General features: G+C 72.8%; 14 protein-coding genes and 1 pseudogene. 3 read left to right on the top strand and 12 right to left on the bottom strand.

Going from position 1 to position 19,580, the window contains the following annotated elements:
- Positions 1–5 precede the first annotated feature (5 nt).
- The 8 genes and pseudogenes from AB0F04_RS06815 to AB0F04_RS06850 all read right to left on the bottom strand — a co-directional run bounded on the left by AB0F04_RS06815 (position 6) and on the right by AB0F04_RS06850 (position 11,831).
- Positions 6–2,324, bottom strand: coding sequence for a molybdopterin cofactor-binding domain-containing protein (locus tag AB0F04_RS06815; RefSeq protein WP_362038502.1), 2,319 nt, complete (start codon positions 2,322–2,324; stop codon positions 6–8).
- Positions 2,321–4,540, bottom strand: coding sequence for a 2Fe-2S iron-sulfur cluster-binding protein (locus AB0F04_RS06820; protein WP_362038504.1), 2,220 nt, complete (start codon positions 4,538–4,540; stop codon positions 2,321–2,323). The genes AB0F04_RS06815 and AB0F04_RS06820 overlap by 4 nt, the downstream gene beginning before the upstream one ends.
- Complete coding sequence (locus AB0F04_RS06825; RefSeq protein WP_053669840.1) at positions 4,537–5,430, bottom strand: FAD binding domain-containing protein; 894 nt, start codon at positions 5,428–5,430, stop codon at positions 4,537–4,539. The genes AB0F04_RS06820 and AB0F04_RS06825 overlap by 4 nt, the downstream gene beginning before the upstream one ends.
- 259 nt (positions 5,431–5,689) lie before the next feature.
- A complete protein-coding gene (locus AB0F04_RS06830) occupies positions 5,690–7,315 on the bottom strand; it encodes a beta-N-acetylhexosaminidase (RefSeq protein ID WP_362038507.1) in 1,626 nt (541 codons plus the stop codon).
- A gap of 1 nt (position 7,316) precedes the next feature.
- A pseudogene (locus AB0F04_RS06835) lies at positions 7,317–8,155 on the bottom strand (carbohydrate ABC transporter permease).
- A 342-nt stretch (positions 8,156–8,497) separates the two neighbouring features.
- Positions 8,498–9,334 (bottom strand): ABC transporter permease subunit, encoded by an 837-nt coding sequence (locus tag AB0F04_RS06840; protein WP_362038508.1) that lies wholly within the window; start codon positions 9,332–9,334, stop codon positions 8,498–8,500.
- Positions 9,331–10,887, bottom strand: a complete 1,557-nt coding sequence (locus AB0F04_RS06845) for an ABC transporter permease subunit (RefSeq protein ID WP_362038511.1) — start codon at positions 10,885–10,887, stop codon at positions 9,331–9,333. The genes AB0F04_RS06840 and AB0F04_RS06845 overlap by 4 nt, the downstream gene beginning before the upstream one ends.
- Positions 10,884–11,831 (bottom strand): ATP-binding cassette domain-containing protein, encoded by a 948-nt coding sequence (locus AB0F04_RS06850; RefSeq protein ID WP_362038513.1) that lies wholly within the window; start codon positions 11,829–11,831, stop codon positions 10,884–10,886. Before AB0F04_RS06850 ends, AB0F04_RS06845 begins: the two co-directional genes overlap by 4 nt.
- Before the next feature lie 125 nt (positions 11,832–11,956).
- On the opposite strand from AB0F04_RS06850, the gene AB0F04_RS06855 reads away from it, so the two are divergent.
- Complete coding sequence (locus tag AB0F04_RS06855) at positions 11,957–13,210, top strand: ATP-binding protein (RefSeq protein ID WP_362038514.1); 1,254 nt, start codon at positions 11,957–11,959, stop codon at positions 13,208–13,210.
- Positions 13,207–13,884: a response regulator transcription factor gene (locus tag AB0F04_RS06860; protein ID WP_362038516.1), complete on the top strand. Its 678-nt coding sequence runs from the start codon at positions 13,207–13,209 to the stop codon at positions 13,882–13,884. Before AB0F04_RS06855 ends, AB0F04_RS06860 begins: the two co-directional genes overlap by 4 nt.
- Before the next feature lie 581 nt (positions 13,885–14,465).
- Here AB0F04_RS06860 and AB0F04_RS06865 read toward each other — a convergent pair.
- Positions 14,466–14,741, bottom strand: a complete 276-nt coding sequence (locus AB0F04_RS06865; protein WP_362038518.1) for a DUF3039 domain-containing protein — start codon at positions 14,739–14,741, stop codon at positions 14,466–14,468.
- Between the two features lie 29 nt (positions 14,742–14,770).
- On the bottom strand, positions 14,771–15,343 hold the full coding sequence (locus AB0F04_RS06870) for a YqgE/AlgH family protein (protein WP_362038703.1): 573 nt from the start codon (positions 15,341–15,343) through the stop codon (positions 14,771–14,773).
- Positions 15,344–15,596: 253 nt separating this feature from the next.
- On the opposite strand from AB0F04_RS06870, the gene murA reads away from it, so the two are divergent.
- Positions 15,597–16,937: a UDP-N-acetylglucosamine 1-carboxyvinyltransferase gene (gene murA, locus AB0F04_RS06875; RefSeq protein ID WP_053669836.1), complete on the top strand. Its 1,341-nt coding sequence runs from the start codon at positions 15,597–15,599 to the stop codon at positions 16,935–16,937.
- A 316-nt stretch (positions 16,938–17,253) separates the two neighbouring features.
- Here the strand turns inward: murA and AB0F04_RS06880 are convergent, their stop codons facing one another.
- On the bottom strand, positions 17,254–17,535 hold the full coding sequence (locus tag AB0F04_RS06880; protein WP_003990598.1) for an HU family DNA-binding protein: 282 nt from the start codon (positions 17,533–17,535) through the stop codon (positions 17,254–17,256).
- 329 nt (positions 17,536–17,864) lie between these two features.
- Complete coding sequence (locus AB0F04_RS06885; RefSeq protein ID WP_362038521.1) at positions 17,865–19,298, bottom strand: NAD-dependent malic enzyme; 1,434 nt, start codon at positions 19,296–19,298, stop codon at positions 17,865–17,867.
- Positions 19,299–19,580 lie beyond the last annotated feature (282 nt).

The raw sequence follows: 19,580 nt of genomic DNA on the forward strand, positions 1-19,580 counted from the left end.
AGCCCTCAGCCCCGTTCGGTGACCACCGCCGCCTGGGGGCGGATCGGGAGGCGGTTCACGGGGCGGCCCGTCGCGGCGCGGACGGCGGACGCGATGGCCGCCGGGGACGCCACCACCGGCACCGCGCTGACCGCCTTCGCTCCGAAGGGCGCGACCACGTCCCGTTCCTCGACCAGCCGGACGATGCGGATGTCGGGCGCGTCGAGGGCGGTCGGGAGGGCGTAACCGGTCAGGTCGGGGTGGCGGACGATGCCGCGCGGCGTGCGGAGGTTCTCGGTGAGCGCGATGCCCACGCCCTGGGTCACGCCCGCCTCGATGCGGGCGGCGAGCTGGGCAGGGTTCAGGACGCGGCCCACGTCCTGGGCGACGGCCAGCTCCACGACCCGCACGGAGCCGATCTCGATGTCGACGTCCACCACCGCACGGATCGCGCAGAAGGCCATGCCGACGAAGGCATCGCCCTGGCCGGTCTCGTCCAGGGGCTCGGTCGGGTGCGGGCGGCACTGGGCGGTGGCCCACAGCTCCTTGCCGTCCAGCGCCTCGGTGACGGTCGTGGAGAGGACCCCGTCGTACGACGTGATCTTGCCGTCGGTGATCTGGAGCAGCTCCGTCGACATGCCGAACTTGTGGGCGAGCGGCTGGAGGAGCTGTGTGCGGACCATCTTCGCCGCGCGCTCCACCGCCCCGCCCGAGACCCAGGTGTGGCGGCCGCGGCAGCCCGCGCCCGCGGGAGGCTGGTCGGTGTCGACCGGCGCCACGTGCACCTCGTCGATGCCGAGCGTCTCCTGGACGATCTGCCGGGCCAGCGTCGTGAAGCCCTGGCCGGTCTCGACGGCCGCGCACAGGACCGTCGCGACCCCGTCGTGGACCTTGACGGTCGCCGTGGAGACCTCGTCCGCGCCCTCCGCGCCGAGCATGTGCACCATGCCCACGCCGTAGCCCACGCCCCGGCGCACCGCGCCCGGCTCCCCCGCGCCCTCGGGTCCGCCGGGCAGCAGCCACTCGTCCTCGGGCGTGTCCTTGGGCAGCGGCGGCAGCTCGACGTCCCGTACGGCCTGGAGGAGTTCGGCGACCGGGGCCGGGCAGGTCACGGTCTGGCCGGTCGGCAGCACGTCGCCGGTCGCCAGCGCGTTGCGCAGTCGCACTTCCGCCGGGTCGAGGCCGAGCTTCTTGGCGATCTTGTCCATCTGCGCCTCGTAGGCGGCGCAGACCTGCATGGCGCCCTCACCGCGCACGTGGCCGGACGGGGGGTTGTTGGTGCGTACGGCCCAGCCCTCGATGAAGGCGTTCGGAATGACGTAGGGGCCGCAGGCGAACGAGACGGCGGCGGCCAGGGCCTCGGAGGAGGTGTCGGCGTAGGCGCCCGCGTCGAGCAGGATCTGCGCCTCGACCTTGACGAGTCTGCCCTCGGCGTCGGCGTGGTGGCGGTAGCGCAGCAGGGTGGGGTGGCGGTGGACGTGGCCGAGGAAGGACTCCTCGCGCGTGGCGGTGAGCTTCACCGGGCAGCCGGTGCGCAGCGCCAGCAGGCCCAGCGGGAGCTGGAAGCCCTGGTCCTCGCGGTCGGCCGTGGCGCCGGGGACGCCGGTGACGACGATCTTGACGCGCTCGGGTTCCAGCCCGAAGGCGGCGGCGGCCGCGTCGCGGTCGGCGTGCGGGTCGGTGGAGGCGAGGTACAGCTCCACCCCGCCGTCCGGGCGCGGCACGGCGAGGCCCGCCTCGGCGCCGATGGGCGCGGGGTCCTGGCGGCCGATGCGGTACAGGCCCTCGACGACGATCTCGCCGACCGCGTCCGGGTCGCCGTGGCGCAGCGGGATGTGCCGGATCAGGTTGCCGTCGGGGTGCAGCGGCTCGGCCTCGAAGGCCTGTTCCGGGTCGGTCACCGGCTCGAGCACCTCGTACTCGACGATGACGGCGGCCGCCGCCATGCGCGCGGTGTCCGGGTGGTCGGCGGCGACGGCGGCGATGGGCTCACCGTGGTGGCGCACGATCTCGGAGGCGAAGACCGGGCGGTCGGCCGTGCCGCGGCCGTGGAACGGGCTGCCGGGGATGTCCTCGTGGGTGACGACGGCGCGGACGCCGGGCATCTCGCGCGCGTGGGTGGTGTCGATGGACACGATGCGCGCGTGCGGGTGCGGTGAGCGCAGCACGGCCGCCCACAGCAGGCCCTCGGCCCACAGGTCGGCGGCGTAGGGGAAGGTGCCCTCCGTCTTGGCGCGGGCGTCGGCGGGCGGGAGCGAGGCGCCGATGCCGTGCGGGAGCGGTTCCGGGGCCGGGGCGGCCTCCGCGGCCTGTGCGGCCTGTGCGGTGGCTGCTTCGTTGCTCACGCGGGGCCTCCGTCCTGGCCGTAGGGCTGGTCGTGCGCTTCTGGAGAGTGCGGTCCGGGGGCGTGCGGTTCCGGGGGCACCCCGAAGGCCGATGCGTTCACGCCACCGGCGCCCGGGCCCGCCTGGCGCGGGATGCGGGCCTCGTCGGTGTCGCCGTCGCCCGGCGCGGAGTGGGCCTCGCGTTCGGCGACGACTTCCTTGACGGCGTCCACCACGCCCCGGTAGCCCGAGCAGCGGCACAGGTTGCCGCACAGCGCCTGGCGGGTCTCCAGCTCGGTGGGCGCCGGGTTGCCCTCCAGCAGGTCGTGCACGGTCATCGCCATGCCGGGGACGCAGAAGCCGCACTGCACGGCGCCGCAGCGCGCGAGCGCCCGCTGCACGTCCGAGGGCTGCCCGTCCTGGGCCAGGCCCTCGACGGTACGGACCTCGCTGCCGGCGGCGGTGACGGCCGGGACCAGGCAGGACGCCACGAGCCGCCCGTCGACCTGGACGTTGCACGCGCCGCACTCGCCCTGTGAGCAGCCGTCCTTGGCACCCGCGAGTCCGAGCCGCTCACGCAGCACGTACAGCAGGGACTCGCCGATCCACGCGTCGGTGACGGGGCGTTCGGTGCCGTTGACGCGCAGGACGTACGAGGCGAGGGGGTGTTCCTCCTGGGGGACGGTGCCGGACGGGGCGTCCGGGGTGCCGGCCGGGTCCTCGTCCGGGGCCGGGCCGTCCTGGGACCCGCCGTCGGCGGTCTCCTGGCCGGTACCGGCGTCGGCGTCCGCCTCCGCCGCGGCCGGGAGGGGCTCCGCCGTGGGCTGGGAGGGGCTGTCGGCGGCCTCAGGAGCCTCTGGGGCGTCCGGCGCGTCCTCGGTGTGCTCACCGGCTCCGGGAGCGGCCTGTGAGGCGTCGTAGGCGTCCTGCGGGTGCGAGGCGGCATCCGGGTGCGAGGCGGCTTCCGGGTGCGCCTCGGGCAGGGGTTCGCCGGGGAACTCGCCCTGGAAGTCGCCGGGTGCCTCCGCGTGCGACGGCTCGGACGGGTGAGCGGCGGGCATCGGGTGACCGGCGGAACCGGACGACTCGGGCCCGTGCCCGGGGAGGTCTGCGAGCTCCGGCCCCTGCTGGGCGTAGTCGGTCTCGCCGGGCCCCTGGTGGGCGTACTCGGCCTGCTCCGGCCCGTGGTCGGCGTACTCGGCCTGCTCCGGCCTGTGGTCGGCGTACTCGGCCTGCTCGGCGAACCGGGACGGGTCCGTCGGGTGACCGGCCTCTGCGGCCCCCGCCGGTGCGTAGTCCGACGACTGGGGGGCGTGAGAGGCGCCGGGCACCTCAGTCGCGGGGCCGGTGTTCCCGGACGCCTCCGGCGCATGGCCGAACTCCCCGTCGGGGTCCGCCTGCTGCTCCGGTGCGTATCCGGAGGCCGGTCCGGCGTCGGCCCGCCGGTCGTGCGCGTGATCCTGGTCGTGCCCCTGGCCCTGGTCGTGGCCGTGCTCGTGGGCAGGAACCGAGTGGGCCGCCTCCTGCCCCGCCGGGTCCTGCTCCCCCCACGGGCGGCCCGCGGCCTGCGTCGCCCAGGGCGCGGGCGCGCCGCCGGGCAGCGTGGCCGGCGGGGTGCCGCCGCCCCACTGCTCGACCAGCGAGGACGTGGTGAATTCGCCCGACTCGTCCGGAAGGTCACCCCCGGCGACGGGGATGGACCACTGACCGGTCACGTCATGGCCGGGCGCGGCCTCGGCCGCCGCCACGGTCTCCTCGAAGTTCCACTGGCCGGTCACCGGGGGGTCGTACGTGAACCGGTCGTCCCCGCCGTACTGCGGCGCCGTCGCGCCGGAGCCGTAGGGGGTCCCGTGGTCGTACGGGGCGTCGGAGCCGTAGGGCTGCTCGGGCACGTCGTGGCCCTGCTGCCGGTGCGCGCCGTGCTCGTGTCCGTGCTGCTGGTGCGCGGCGTTCGGGTCGTGCCACTGCGCCCCGTCGACCGGCGCGCCGGGCACCGGCCACGCGCCCGTGGCCGCCGGGTCGGTGCCGGCCGTGGTCGCGGGATTGACCGTTATCTGCGGCGGTACGTAGCCGTGGCCGGGCGCGGCCAGCGGACTGTCGGCGGCCAGCAGGGCGTCGACGCCCCCCTCGGGCAGTTCGACGAAGGCCGTGGCGCCGTCGTCGTACTCGCCCTGGGGCAGCGGGTCCCAGCGGCTCCCGCCCCGGGGCGTGCCCTCTCCGTGCTGGTCGTCGGTCACGACAGCGCCCTCCCCAGTGCTCGTCGGGCCAGCGCGGCGACGGTGCGCCGCAGGTGCAGTACGGCGGGCGGAAGCGGTGCGACCGAGCCGTCCTCGGCCGGCGCCGCGTCGGGGATGCAGGCCGCGGCGACGTACTCCCCGAAGGCGTTCAGCGCCTCCGGGACGAGCGCGCGGTTGTTGTCCCAGTCGATGAGGCCGGCCACCCACTGCTCGGCCTCCAGGGGCCGCAGCGCCATCGGCGCTATGGCCCCCACCGCGCAGCGCACACCCCGGCGCGCGGGATCCAGGACCAGGGCCACGGACGCCACCGCGCGCCCCGGGCCGGTCCGGCCGGTCGCCTTGAGGAAGACCTGCGGGGCGTGCAGCAGCGGCACGCGCACGAAGCCGATGAGTTCACCGGCGCGCAGCATGTCCATCCCGGCCAGCAGGTGCGAGACGGGGATCTCCCGGCGGGCTCCGCCCGGCCCCGCGATGATCAGGGTCGCCTCCAGGGCGGCCAGCACCGGCAGCGCGTCGCCGGTGGGCGCGGCCGAGGCGATGTTGCCGCCGAGGGTGCCCGCGTTGCGGATGTGCGGCGGGCCCGCGGCGCGCGCGGCGGCGGCGAGCGCCGGGATCAGGGCCGCGAAGTCGGGGCGGCCCATGCGGGCGTGCGTGAGGCCCGCGCCGAGCAGCGCGTGACCGTCCAGGTACTGCCAGCCGCGGATCTCGCTGATCCGGCCGAGTCCCACCAGGGCGGCGGGCCTGAGCTGCCCGGAGTTGACGGCGGCCATCAGGTCGGTGCCGCCCGCGACGGGCACGGCGGCGGGCACGGCGGTGAGCGCCGCGACGGCCTCGTCCAGCGTCGTGGGCAGCGTGACGGCCTGCGCCGCCTGCGGTGCGTGCGTGGTCAAACCGGCTGCCCCTTCCCGCTGCCCCACCTGGTCCCACCTGTGCTGCCGTACGGTACGTGCTGACAGGGCGGACGTGGCAACTCTGGCACATCTTGGCGAGAGCCGAAGACACGGGTCCGCTAGGAGGCATTCGCCCACCTCACCGGCGAGATGGTCCGTTTTCGCACAGGTTCGCCGATGCGTGCCGATTGGCACTTTCGGTGACCCTTGTGCGCTTTTTCCGTGGCCTGTTCGAGCTGTTCGGTCGCGACGGCCGGCGCTACCGGCTGGGCGGCGGGCCGTCGGCCGGGCGGCCCGGCACCCCGGGGCGCCGCTGCCAGGGCCGCGGGCCCGTCGGGGGCCGGTAGGCGACGCCCAGCGCGTCGAGGCGCCGGTAGTGGGCGGTCATGCGGCGCTGGAACGCGGTGAAATCCCGTTCCGCCGGGGCGGGCAGGGCGCTCCAGGCGACTTCGGCGAAGGCCGCGAGGCGGGGAAAGGCCTGGTAGTCCACGCGTGCCTGGTCCTCCATCACCTCGGTCCACAGGTTGGCCTGCGTGCCCAGCACGTGGCGGGCCTCCTCGGGCGTCAACTCCGGTGGAACGGGCTCGAACCGGTAGACGTCCTCCAGGGTGCGGACCCACCCGATCGGTACCGGCTCCGCGGGGCCCGGGTCCTGACGGTGGTCCAGGTACACCTGCTGCTCGGGGCACATGACGACGTCGTGGCCGGCCCGGGCGGCGGCGATGCCTCCGGCGTAACCGCGCCAGGACGACACGGCCGCGCCCTTCGCCAGACCGCCCTCCAGGATCTCGTCCCAGCCGATCAGCCGCCGTCCGCGCGCGGTGAGCCAGGCGTCGAAGTGCCCGATGAACCAGGACTGGAGCTCCTCCTCGTCCGCGAGCCCGAGTTCCCCGATGCGCGCCTGGGCCGTCTTCGACCGCCGCCACTGGTCCTTGGGACATTCGTCGCCGCCGATGTGCACGAACTCCGAGGGGAACAGCCGGAGCACTTCCTCGAAGACGCCCTCGTAGAAGCGCAGGGTGTTGTCAGTGGGGGCGAGTACGTTCGGGTTGATTCCCCAGGTGTCCCAGACGGAGAGGGAGGTCGTGTCGATGACGTCGGTGTTGCCGAGTTCCGGGTATGCGGCGATGGCGGCCTGCGAGTGGCCCGGTACGTCGATTTCGGGGACGACGGTGATATGCCGCTCGGCGGCGTACGCCACGATCTCCCGGATGTCGTCCTGGGTGTAGTAGCCGCCGTGCGGCTTGTCCTCCCACAACGGCGAGGCCCGGTGGCCGGTTTTCGTGCGGGCGCGCCAGGAGCCGATCTCGGTCAGCCGCGGATGCCGCTCGATCTCGATGCGCCAGCCCTGGTCGTCCGTCAGATGGAAGTGGAAGACGTTGAGTTTGTGCGCCGCCATCAGATCGAGGTAGCGCAGTACGCCTTCCTTGGGCGTGAAGTGCCGGGCGACGTCGAGCATCAGGCCGCGCCAGCGGAATCGGGGGCCGTCCTCGATCCTGAGATACGGCACGCTCCAGAGGCGGTCGCGATCGAGCGGTGCCCTGCGGTAGGCGTCGGGGCCGAGGAGCTGCCGCAGCGTCTGGGCGCCCCAGAAGACACCGGCCGCGTCGCCGCCCTCGACGTGGATTCCGCCCGGGTCGCTGACGAGGCGGTACTCCTCGGGGCCGAGCCGGGGATCGAGCCGCAGGACGATGCCGTCGCCACCGGTGCCGTCGGGGTGCCGGCCTTCGCGCAACGGCAGGCCGGTGGCCTGCCGGAGGACGGCGCACAGCCAGTGGGCGGCGCCTTCCGCCGCGGTGTCGGCGCAGATCCGGGAGTGCCGTGTCAGCCGCACCTCGCCGGAGCCGGCGACGGTGCTGCGGGGTGCGGGAATCAGTTCGGTCACGTCAGTCCTTCACCGCTCCGCCCGGTCCGGAGACCAGGCGCCGCTGTACGAGTACGAAGAAGACCAGGGCCGGGATCGTCGTGGCCGTGGAGGCGGCCATGACGCCGCCCCGGTCCGGGTCGTCGGGCTTGCAGAAGACGAACAGGGTGATCGGCAGCGTCGACTGCTGTCGCTGATGATGAACGACTTGGCGAAGAGGGGGTCGTTCCAGGCGGAGATGAACGAAAACCCGCTGGTGGCCGCGAGACCCGGCAGGGCGAGCGGGAAAAGTATCTGCCAGAGGAATCGCGCTCTGCTCGCCCCGTCGATCTGCGCGGGCCCCTCCAGCGCCTCTGGAACGGCTTTCACGAACCCCCGCGGCATGCGGATCGCGAAGGGCCGGGAGAAGGCGGTGCGGGGCAGGACCAGCGAGCCCGGCGTGTTCAGCTGAGGGGCTTCCCGCATGAGGAAGAAGAGGGCGATGGCGAGGGCTTCCACGGGCACCGTCCGGGCCACCGGAAACATGATCAGAAGGGTGGTCCGGAGGCGGAAGCGGAATCGCGTGACGGCGGTCGCGGCGAGAAACGCGATCAGCCCGGAGGCGATCACGACACAGCCCGCCACGACAAGGCCGTTGAGGAAGTGGCGGCCGAATTCCTGCTGCCCGAAGACGCCCCGCAAGGAATCCGGCGAGGGCGCGAGCAGCCACGGCCGGGGGTCGCCCGCACTCGAACTCCCCGGCCGGTTCGCAGGCTCTGAGCACCATCCCATCCGGTGCAGGGGAAAGGCGACGACGACCGCGATCAGCGGGGCCGAGGCCTCGGCGGCCGGGCGGCGCACCCGGGCGCGCAGCGGATTCACGGTCCCTCCCCGTGGCGGCGCGGCAGCCGCAGCCGCAGCCGCCGGCGTGACGGCGAGCAGGACGAGCGGCATCACGACGCCGACCGTCGAGCCGAGAAGGCCGTACCGCGAGCGGCGCACCCGGGCGCGCAGCGGATTCACGGTCCCTCCCCGTGGCGGCGCGGCAGCCGCAGTCGCAGCCGCCGGCGTGACGGCGAGCAGGATGAGCGGCATCACGACGCCGACCGTCGAGCCGAGAAGGCCGTACCGCGAGGACGCGAAGGCCTGCTGGATCGTTGCCCAGGTGAGGCGCCGGGCCGGGGAGGGCCCGCGGCCGCCGTGCTCGCGGTCGGCTCGATTCGGCTACGCGTCGCGCCTGTGCAGCAGCAGGCTGCCGACCAGCAGCGCGGCCGCGGCCCACATGGTGAGCACTCCCAGGCCGGCCCATGGGCCGATGGGCAGCTCGTGCAGACGGACGGTGGCCTGGATCGCGAGCCCGGCGGTCATGGGCGAGATCTGCTGGAGGTGGCGCTGCCACTCCGGGTCGTCGACCACCTGGGCGACGACCGGGAAGAGGTAGAGGAGCCCGAGCACGATCCCGATGGCGCTCGCCGCGTCCCGTACCGCCGTCGCCACGCCGAGGCCGATCAGGGCGACCAGGACGAGGTAGAGGACCGAGCCCACGGCCGCGCGCAGGGTCGGGCCGTCGGCCAGGGAGAGCGGGGCGTAGCCGTGCGCCTCGGTGAATCCGTTGCCGGGCAGGAGGGAGCGGCCGGCGAGGAGCGAGGCCAGGACAGCGGCCGTCCCGGAGGCCAGGACGACCGTGGTGAGGATCGTCGCCTTGGCGGTGAGGACGGTGATCCGGTTCGGCACCGCCATGAGCGTGGTGCGGATCATCCCGGTGCCGTACTCGCCGCTGACGGCCAGCACCGCGAGGACGGCGATGACCGCCTGCCCGACGGTGACGCCGGTCAGGGCGATCTTGACGGCGTCCTGGCCGCACCCCACGTCCGGGCACTTCACGGCCTTGGCGGTGCCGCAGCCGACGGCCACGGTCAGCGCGACGGCCAGCAGGAGCAACCTGCCCGTCTCCCCTGCCGTGCGCAGCTTCGTCCACTCCGCGCGCAGGGCGCGGCCGAAGTCCCCTCGCCACGTGCCGTCCGCCGTGCTCGTGAGTCGTGCACCGCTCGGGAGACTCATACGTCCCTCCCGCGCAGCCGCACCACGGCCAGAGCGAAGGCGAGCGCGGCATATCCGCACAGCACGGCGAGGCCGGCCCAGGGCACCAGCGGGTAGTAGCCGGTCGACGGCTCGTACACGCTGAGCACCTGCGCGTACCGCGGCAGGGTCTGCTGGACGGCGAACCCGGCAGCCGGGGTCACCCGCAGCAGCCATTCCGAGACGCCCGGGGGCAGTACGCCGGAGGTGGCGAGCAGGAAGGGCAGCACGATCGACGCGATGACCAGGGCGACCGCCGTGCCGCTGCGCCGCAGCAGGGCACCGACGCCGAGAGCGAGCACGGCGGCGGCTGCGCAGAGCAGGCCGGTTCCGGCCATGACGCGCACTTCGGTCGCCGACGTGACGGGGAAGACATGGAAGCCCCGGCCGCGCGCGCTGCGTTCCCCGAGGGGAACGGTGATCGCGGCGGCCACCAGGCCGATGGCGCACGCGACGCCCCCGGCCACCCACGCCTTGGCAGCAAGCACCCGGCCCCGCAGCGGAGTTGCCGCCATGGTCGTACGCAGCAGACCACGCCGGTACTCGCCGGTGATGAACACCGTGCCCACGGCGATCACCACGATCAGCCCTGCGAATGTGCCGACGAGGAAGTTCTCGACGGAGAAGCCGACGCCCATGACGGGCCCGCCGACGACCGGTGCGATGTCACCGGCCCCGGTCACGGTGAACCCGCCGCCGTCGGTCTGTGTGAAGCCGCCCTTGGTGGTGTTCGTGTAGCTGCCGGAGGTGCCCGCGTCGCCGCCCACCTGTGTGCCGCTCCACGCACTCCGGGACCAGTCACCGGTGAGGCCGGGACGGCCGAAGGTGCCGGTGGCCACGGCGGGGCTGAAGCCCGTGCCCGCCGCGGTGTCCTGCTTCGCCTGCGGTGACGTGGCGAAGAGCCCGGCCCGCACGGTGCGCGCGAGCCCGGGCAGCTTCGCATGGCCGACCCTGGTCCAGTGGGAGCCGTCGGTGGAGCTGTAACCGGTGAGGCTGTCGCCGGAGCGGACCAGGCGCAGCCAGCGCGGGGACTCCTGGGTGACCTTGCCGGAAGGGCCCGCCGTGTCGTGCGTGTAGTCGTACTGCATGCGCACGCCGTGACCGCCGGTGGCCATGACCGCCGCGTACGAGGACCCCTGGGTGAGGCTTTCCTTCACGATGATCCCTGCCTTCGCCCAGGGCTGGGCGCCCCGGGCCGTCTCGCCGGTCCCGGTGTCGGCCACACCGGTCAGGGACCGCAGGGGAACGGTGAGGGCGCCGTCGCCGGTGAGCGTCCTGTGGACGAAGTAGAAGCTGTCATTGACGGCCTCGCCGCCGGGTCCCTTCGGATACGAGGCGGAGCCGGCGCCGCGACCGCCGGGGGCGGCGGTGCCGAGCAGGCCGACCACGATCGTCACCAGGAGCGCCCCCGCCATGGCGAGGACCCAGCCGCGTACCGTACGGAACTTCGTCCACTCGGCGTGCAGCGCCCTGAGGAACCCGCTCCGCTCAGCGCGCCTCGTGGCCGGGGGGCGAGGGGTGAGGGTCGCTGTCATCGCGCGGCCTCCCCCGCCGGGATGCCCTGGTACTCCACCGCGTCCCGGGTGAGCTCCATGTACGCCTCTTCGAGCGTGGCCCGGTGCGTGGACACCTGGGAGAACGGCACCCCGTTCCGGGCGAGCAGGGCCACGATCTCCTCGTCGGGCAGGCCCGTGACGCCGAGGGTGTCGGGGCCGGTGGCGACAACGGTGGCGCCCGCGCCGTGCAGGACCTGGGCGGCGCGCGAAGGCGCGGAGGTACGCAGCGTGACCCGGCCGCCGGACGCCTCGGCGAGCAGCTCGGGCACGCCGGTGTCCGCGATGACCCGGCCGCGGCCGATCACCACGAGGTGGTCCGCGGTGTCTTCCAGTTCGCTCATCAGGTGACTGGAGACCAGGACGGCGCGGCCCTGCCGGGCCAGCTCCGCGAGGAAGCCGCGCATCCACACGATGCCGTCGGGGTCGAGGCCGTTGAACGGCTCGTCCAGCATGACGACCGGCGGGTCACCGAGCAGCGCCGCCGCGATCCCCAGGCGCTGGCGCATGCCCAGCGAGAAGCCTCCGGCCTTGCGCCGGGCCGCCGTGCCCAGGCCGGCCTGTTCGATGACCTCGTCCACGCGCCGGGGCGGCACGCCCTGTGAGTGGGCCAGCCACAGCAGGTGATGACGGGCGGTGCGGCTCGGCTGCAGCGCGGAGGCGTCGAGCAGTGCCCCCAGATGCCGAAGCGGACGACGCAGCGTGCGGTACGGCACCCCGGCGACCAGGGCTTGTCCCTCATCAGCTGCGTCAAGGCCCAGGATCACGCGCATGGTGGTGGACTTGCCCGCGCCGTTCGGGCCGACGAAGCCGGTCACCCGTCCGGGCCGCACGGTGAACGTCATCCCGTCCAGAGCCGGCTGCGGCCCGAAGCGTTTCCGCAGACCGATGACCTCGATCGTCGCCTTCGTACTCTCGTCGCTCATGGGCCCCACCCTGGGGCGGAGCGGGTTACAGGGGCCGAACGGCCGCTGTCATCTCGCTGTTAGGCGCCTCGGCTTAGCCTGGGCCGGTACGTGTCCAGGTGCGGTGGCGAGAGGGGAGCACGCGGATGAACTGGGGTCCGCCCCGACGGCTCGCGGGCCTGACAGCCCGGCTCGGCCTGCGCCGTGGCACCGCCCGTACCCGCTTCACCGCCTTGTACGTGACTCTGTTCCTGCTGTCGGGAACGGCGCTGCTGGCCATCGCGGCCGCGGTGGCATCCGGCGGATCGCGCTCCAGCCAAACCGCCCCCGAGGGCGGCACCGACCAACCCGCCACGGCGGCACAGGCCCAGGCCCGCATCGACGAGCTGGAGCAGCAGCTGGCCCAGGCGCACGAGACTCAGTCCCGGCAGATCCTGCTCGGCTCCGCCCTCGCCCTCGGCGTCATGGCGGTGATCTCGGTCGGCCTCGGCTGGTTCGTCGCCGGCCGGGTGCTGCGCCCGCTGCGCGTGATGACAGCGGCCACCCGCCGGATCACCGCCGACAACCTGCACGAACGCCTGGCCATCGGCGGCCCTGGCGACGAGGTCAAGGACCTGGCCGACACCATCGACGACCTCCTCGGCCGCCTGGAGGGATCCTTCGACGCCCAGCGCCTCTTCGTCGCCAACGCCTCCCACGAGCTGCGCACCCCGCTCACCACGATGCGGGCCTCCCTGGACGTGGCCCTCGCCAAGCCGGGCCCGGTACCCGAGACCACGGCCACGCTGGCCGCCCGGATGCGCGCCGAACTCGACCAGGTGGACCGGCTGCTGGGAGGTTTCCTCGTCCTGGCTCGCACCCAGCACGGCGAATTCACCGACTCGGCGCACCTCATCCTCGGCCGACTCGCGCTGACCGCCCTGACCGGAAGGGCGAAGGACATCGCGGCCAAGGACCTGACCGTGCGTGAGAACCGGATCAACGACTCCGCGTGGGTGCGGGGCAGCCGGACGCTGCTGCGCCGCGCGGTCGACAACGTGGTCGACAACGCGATCACGCACAACGACCCCGGCGGCTGGATCAGTGTCGCGGTACGGGCCGTAGGAGACGACCCGGGCGCGGTGTCCCTCGTCGTCGAGTCCAGCGGACCGGTTCTCGACCAGCGGCGGGTGGCGGACCTCGCGCAGCCCTTCCGCCGCCTGGGCGCCGACCGGACCGGCACCGGCCAGGGCAGCGGCCTCGGCCTCTCCATCGTCGCGGCCATCACCCAGGCCCACCACGGCACCCTGGAGCTGCGCGCCCGTCCCGACGGCGGCCTGCGCGTCACCATCACCCTCCCCCGTACGGACGGCAGGGTGACGGCGGAAGCCCCCGACACAGAGACAGGTGAGGCGCGTTGAGAGTCCTGGTGGTCGAGGACGCCCGCCCCCTCGCCGAAGTCATCGCCGAGGGACTGCGCGACCAGGGCATGGCCGTGGACGTGGCCCACGACGGGCTCGACGCCGCGGCCAAGCTGGACGTCACCGCGTACGACGTGGTCGTGCTCGACCGCGACCTGCCAGGCATCCACGGCGACACCCTCTGCCAGATGATCACCGGGCGGGACGGCCGCGTGATGGTCCTGATGCTGACCGCCGCCGACTCACCCGGCGACCGCGTCAGCGGCCTGACCCTGGGCGCCGACGACTACCTCGCCAAGCCCTTCCACTTCCCCGAACTCGTCCTGCGCATCCGCGCCCTGGCCCGCCGCCGCCCCGCCGCCCGGTCCCGCACCCTGAGCACGGCGGGCATCGAACTCGACCCGATGCGCCGCACCGCCAGCCGCGACGGCCACCAACTGGACCTCTCCATCAAGGAATTCGCGGTACTCGAAGCCCTCCTCAGCGCGAGCCCCGCCTTCCTCAGCACGGAGGACCTCCTCGAACAGGTCTGGGACGAACACGCCGACCCGTTCACCAACACCGTCACGGTGACCATCAGCCGTCTGCGCCGCAAACTCGGCGACCCCCCGGTCATCGCCACCACACCCGGCGTGGGATATCGGATCATCAACCCGGCCGTCCCACCCGACTGAGCAGCCCCCAGGGGCCGGCCCGCGAGCGGAGGCCGTGCTCAGTGCGGAACCCGGGCCCGTGACGGACCCTCAGAGCCTTCCGCAACCGACCGGTCGGACGCCGAGGGCGTCGGACAGCACGCGGTCCGACGTGCGACGCACAGCCCGGCTCGCCCTGCCGTCGGCGCGGCGGCGCGGTCGCCTCCGCCTGCCGCACCCGCCGCTTCACCATGGGGCCCGGCTGAAGAAGGCGCTGCGGTCCCGGCCCCGGCCGCCGCTGACCGGGCCGGCCGTGGCGGCCGGGCCCCCGCCGCCGACGCCGACCAACCCGGACCTGCCGAGCGCTCGACTCGCAGCTCGACGCACACGCCGAGCACGGCATCCCGAGGGACAAGATCGTCAGCCAGAGGATCAGCACCCGGGTGCGGGTCCGCCCGAAGCTCGAGGACGCGCCGAGCAGGCGCGGACGGTCAAGCGCACGCCCCGCACTGCCGAGTCGTCTTCACGGGCGGTCTCTACGCCCCGTGCAACGCCCCGGACAGCGCAAAAGCCCCCAGGGCACACGAAACGCGCCCTGGGGGCCCACACCCCGCAGGCCGGGCCTACTGGTCGCCCTTGCCCTCGTCCCCGGAGCTCATGGACTCGTAGATCTCCTTGCACATGGGACACACGGGGTACTTCTTCGGGTCGCGGCCCGGCACCCAGACCTTGCCGCACAGCGCCACGACGGGGGTGCCGTCGAGGGCGCTCGCCATGATCTTGTCCTTCTGGACGTAATGGGCGAAGCGCTCGTGGTCACCGTCACCGCGCGAGGTCTGCGGCGTCGGCTCAACGAGGGTCCCCGTACCAGTCCCGCGCTCGGGCTCGAGAGTGCTCATAGGGCCAAGGGTACTGAAGCCCGGACGCATCAGTTGAGCGAAGGGTCGTCCGGGTACGTCGCCACCATCGCCAGCTCGCTGCGCTGGCGGCGCAGCACCTCGCGCCAGAGCCGCTCGGGAGACGGGGACGAGACGTCACCCGGCTCCGACTCGACCACGTACCAGGCGCCCTCCGCGAGCTCGTCCTCCAGTTGGCCCGGGCCCCAGCCGGCGTACCCGGCGAAGATGCGCAGGGAACCGAGGGCGGAGGCCAGCAGCTCCGGCGGGGCCTCCAGATCGACCAGGCCGATCGCGCCGTGCACCCTGCGCCAGCCCAGCGGGGCGGCCTCGCCGGTCGCGCCGCCGGGGACGACCGCGACCCCGAGGGCGGAGTCCAGCGACACCGGGCCGCCCTGGAACACCACACCCGGTTCCACGGCGAGATCCCCCCAGCCCTCCAGGATGTCCCCCACGTCCACCGGGGTGGGGCGGTTGAGGACCACGCCGAGCGAGCCCTCCTCGTCGTGGTCGAGGAGCAGCACCACCGCACGGTCGAAGTTCGGGTCCGCCAGGGCGGGGGTGGCCACGAGCAACCGCCCTGTGAGCGAGGACACCTCGGTCATGGCAGACATGATCCCGCATTCTCCCCGCGCGTGGGGAGGCGATGCGACACGAGGAGGGGGCCGCAGCTCAGGGCGCACCGAAGCGTCCCACGCGCGGGAAACCGGCCGTGACCCCATGTGCCCGGCACGGAACGGTTCGTGTTGTGACAGAGCGGTGACGTGGCTGGGTCTCACTCAGGCTTACAGAAGGGGGGTGGTGGGCGATTACCCTTTCCCTTCTGGCCCCTGCCCGACTCCATGGAACGCGAGATTCATGACCGTCAACGACGATGTCCTGCTTGTCCACGGCGGAACCCCGCTGGAGGGCGAGATCCGTGTCCGCGGTGCGAAGAACCTCGTACCGAAGGCCATGGTCGCAGCGCTGCTCGGCAGCGCTCCGAGCCGGCTGCGCAACGTTCCTGACATCCGCGACGTCCGGGTCGTGCGGGGTCTGCTGCAGCTGCACGGTGTGACGGTCCGTCCGGGTGACGAGCCCGGCGAACTGGTGATGGACCCGACGCGCGTGGAGAGCGCGAACGTCGCCGACATCGATGCCCACGCCGGTTCGAGCCGGATCCCGATCCTGTTCTGCGGCCCCCTTCTGCACCGCCTCGGCCACGCGTTCATCCCCGGTCTCGGCGGCTGCGACATCGGCGGCCGGCCCATCGACTTCCACTTCGAGGTGCTGCGGCAGTTCGGCGCCAAGATCGAGAAGCGGGAGGACGGCCAGTACCTGGAGGCGCCCCGGCGGCTGCGCGGCACGAAGATCGCCCTGCCGTACCCGTCCGTCGGCGCGACCGAGCAGGTGCTGCTGACGGCCGTCCTGGCGGAGGGCGTCACGGAGCTGTCCAACGCGGCCGTCGAGCCGGAGATCGAGGACCTCATCTGCGTGCTGCAGAAGATGGGCGCGATCATCGCGATGGACACCGACCGGACGATCCGCATCACGGGTGTGGACCAGCTCGGCGGCTACAACCACCGCGCCCTCCCGGACCGCCTGGAGGCCGCGTCCTGGGCGTCGGCGGCGCTGGCGACCGAGGGCAACATCTACGTCCGCGGCGCGCAGCAGCGCTCGATGATGACGTTCCTGAACACCTACCGGAAGGTGGGCGGTGCCTTCGAGATCGACGACGAGGGCATCCGCTTCTGGCACCCCGGCGGCCAGCTGAAGTCCATCGCCCTGGAGACGGACGTCCACCCCGGTTTCCAGACCGACTGGCAGCAGCCGCTGGTGGTGGCCCTGACGCAGGCCACGGGCCTGTCCATCATCCACGAGACGGTCTACGAGTCCCGCCTCGGCTTCACGTCCGCCCTGAACCAGATGGGCGCGCACATCCAGCTCTACCGCGAGTGCCTGGGCGGCTCGAACTGCCGCTTCGGCCAGCGCAACTTCCTGCACTCGGCCGTCGTCTCCGGCCCGACCAAGCTGCAGGGCGCGGACCTGGTCATCCCCGACCTCCGTGGCGGCTTCTCGTACCTGATCGCGGCCCTGGCGGCCCAGGGCACGTCCCGCGTCCACGGCATCGGCCTGATCAACCGCGGCTACGAGAACTTCATGGAGAAGCTTGTGGAGCTCGGCGCGAAGGTCGAGCTGCCGGGTAAGGCGCTCGGCTGATTCCGGCCCAGCGCCCACGCCCGTCCGGCTGGGGGTCCGGGGGTCATCCCCCGGGCAAGCACAGCAGGGAGAAGCTTGTGGAGCTCGGCGCGAAGGTCGAGCTGCCGGGTAAGGCGCTCGGATAGTCGCGCACCGCACACGCCGAGGGGCGGCCACCTGATCCAGGTGGCCGCCCCTCGGCGTTTCATGCGGTTCGGCGTGGCGCGCCCCGAAGGGGCGCGGGGAACTGCGCGACCAGCCAGAGGCGGCCCGCAGTTGCCCACGGCGACCAGCCACAGGCGGCCCGCAGTTGCCCACGGCGCACGCGACGGGCCGCTTACTTGCCCTTGGCCGCTTCCTTGAGCTTCGAGCCCGCGGAGACCTTCACGCTGTAACCGGCGGGGATCTGGATGGGCTCGCCGGTCTGCGGGTTGCGGGCGGTGCGAGCGGCACGGTGGGTGCGCTCGAAGGTCAGGAAGCCGGGGATGGTGACCTTCTCGTCGCCCTTGGAGACGATGTCGCCGACGACGTCGGCGAACGCGGCCAGCACGGCGTCGGCGTCCTTGCGAGTCACCTCGGCGCGGTCGGCCAGCGCGGCCACCAGCTCACTGCGGTTCATGTTCTTACTCCCGTGTTCATCTTGCCGTTGAGGCGTCAGATCGAAGCCGATGCTGCCAGGGTCCTCGATGAGTCCCCGGACCCGGGTCCGTCGTCAGACCCTCGCGCCCAGAGACGCATCCTGCCCCTACCTGCGGCGGGAAAGCCAATCCGGCACCCGCAGGAGTCGTGAGAACACCCTTGGGGAGTCACACGAAAAGACGGCCTGAGCCTGGCGCCACGATAGCTCCGCTGCTGACAGGGTTCTTGCGACGCGCCGGGTTCCAGGCTGCCGTGGGGTTACTCACAGTCCGGGCGCCGGGCCCCGTGGGGCCCGGTTCGGCCTCGGCCTCAGACGCCGGCCGGGCTGCCCACCGTCGCACCGGCCGCCTTGGCGGCCTCCCGCACGGCGCCGGCGACCGCGCCCGCGACCTTGTCGTTGAAGACGCTCGGAATGATGTAGTTCGGGTTCAGCTCGTCCTCGGTCACCACGTCCGCGAGGGCGGTCGCGGCGGCCAGCATCATCTCGGTGTTGACGGTCCGGGACTGCGCGTCCAGCAGGCCGCGGAAGACACCCGGGAAGACCAGCACGTTGTTGATCTGGTTCGGGAAGTCCGAGCGGCCGGTGGCGACAACGGCCGCGGTCTGGCGGGCGATTGCCGGGTCGACCTCGGGGTCCGGGTTCGCAAGCGCGAACACGATGGCGCCCTCGGCCATGGCGGCCACGTCGTCGCCGTCGAGGACGTTCGGGGCGGAGACGCCGATGAACACGTCGGCGCCGCGCACGGCCTCCTTGAGGGTGCCGGTGAGGCCCTCGGGGTTGGTGTTGTCGGCGATCCAGCGCAGCGCCGAGTCGGGGGCGGCGTCCACCAGGTCCTCGCGGCCCGCGTGCACGACACCGTGGATGTCGGCGACGACGGCGTTCTTGACGCCCGCGGCGAGCAGCAGCTTCAGGATGGCCGTACCGGCGGCGCCGGCGCCGGACATGACGACACGGATGTTCTCCATGGCCTTGCCGGCGACGCGCAGCGCGTTGGTCAGGGCCGCGAGGACGACGATCGCGGTGCCGTGCTGGTCGTCGTGGAAGACGGGGATGTCGAGGGCCTCGCGCAGCCGGGCCTCGATCTCGAAGCAGCGCGGGGCGGAGATGTCCTCGAGGTTGATGCCCGCGAAGCCCGGGGCGATCGCCTTGACGATCTCGACGATCGCGTCGGTGTCCTGGGTGTCGAGGCAGATCGGCCAGGCGTCGATGCCGGCGAACCGCTTGAACAGGGCGGCCTTGCCCTCCATGACGGGCAGCGCGGCCTTGGGGCCGATGTTGCCCAGGCCCAGCACGGCGGAGCCGTCCGTCACGACCGCAACGGAGTTGCGCTTGATGGTGAGGCGGCGGGCGTCCTCGGGGTTCTCGGCGATCGCCATGCACACCCGGGCAACGCCGGGGGTGTAGACCATGGACAGGTCGTCACGGTTGCGGATGGGGTGCTTGGACGCCATCTCGATCTTGCCGCCGAGGTGCATGAGGAAGGTCCGGTCGGAGACCTTGCCCAGGGTGACGCCCTCGATGCCGCGGAGTTCCTCGACGATCTCGTCCGCGTGCGCGGTCGACGTCGCCGCGATGGTGACGTCGATGCGGAGCTTCTCGTGACCGGACGCGGTGACGTCGAGGCCGGTCACCGAGCCTCCGGAGGACTCCACGGCGGTGGTGAGCTGCGAGACGGCGGTTCCGCTCGCGGGCACCTCCAGCCGGACCGTCATCGAGTAGGAGACGCTGGGCGCCGTTGCCATGGCCGACTTCCTCTGCTTTCACCTGACGCTGAGTTGTGCCGTCCGATCGTCGCACCTACCGCTGAGTAGCAGGTAGCCGCCCTCAATTGCGAACGTTTTGTTCGCGGAATGGGGCAGCAAAAAGAGACCCACGTCACGTGGACGTGGGTCTCTTCGAAGTAAGTGGCACCGACCCGCCATGCTCGCCTCGCGGCAAGTGGTCGCTCGTAGCGACGAAGGTTGGGCCCGGGGGCTTGGATCGGGCCGGTGCCACATCCAGGCTAACAAACAGATCCCGTAAGG

The organism is Streptomyces sp. NPDC029041 (assembly GCF_040637515.1).
In the GTDB taxonomy this organism is placed as follows: domain Bacteria; phylum Actinomycetota; class Actinomycetes; order Streptomycetales; family Streptomycetaceae; genus Streptomyces.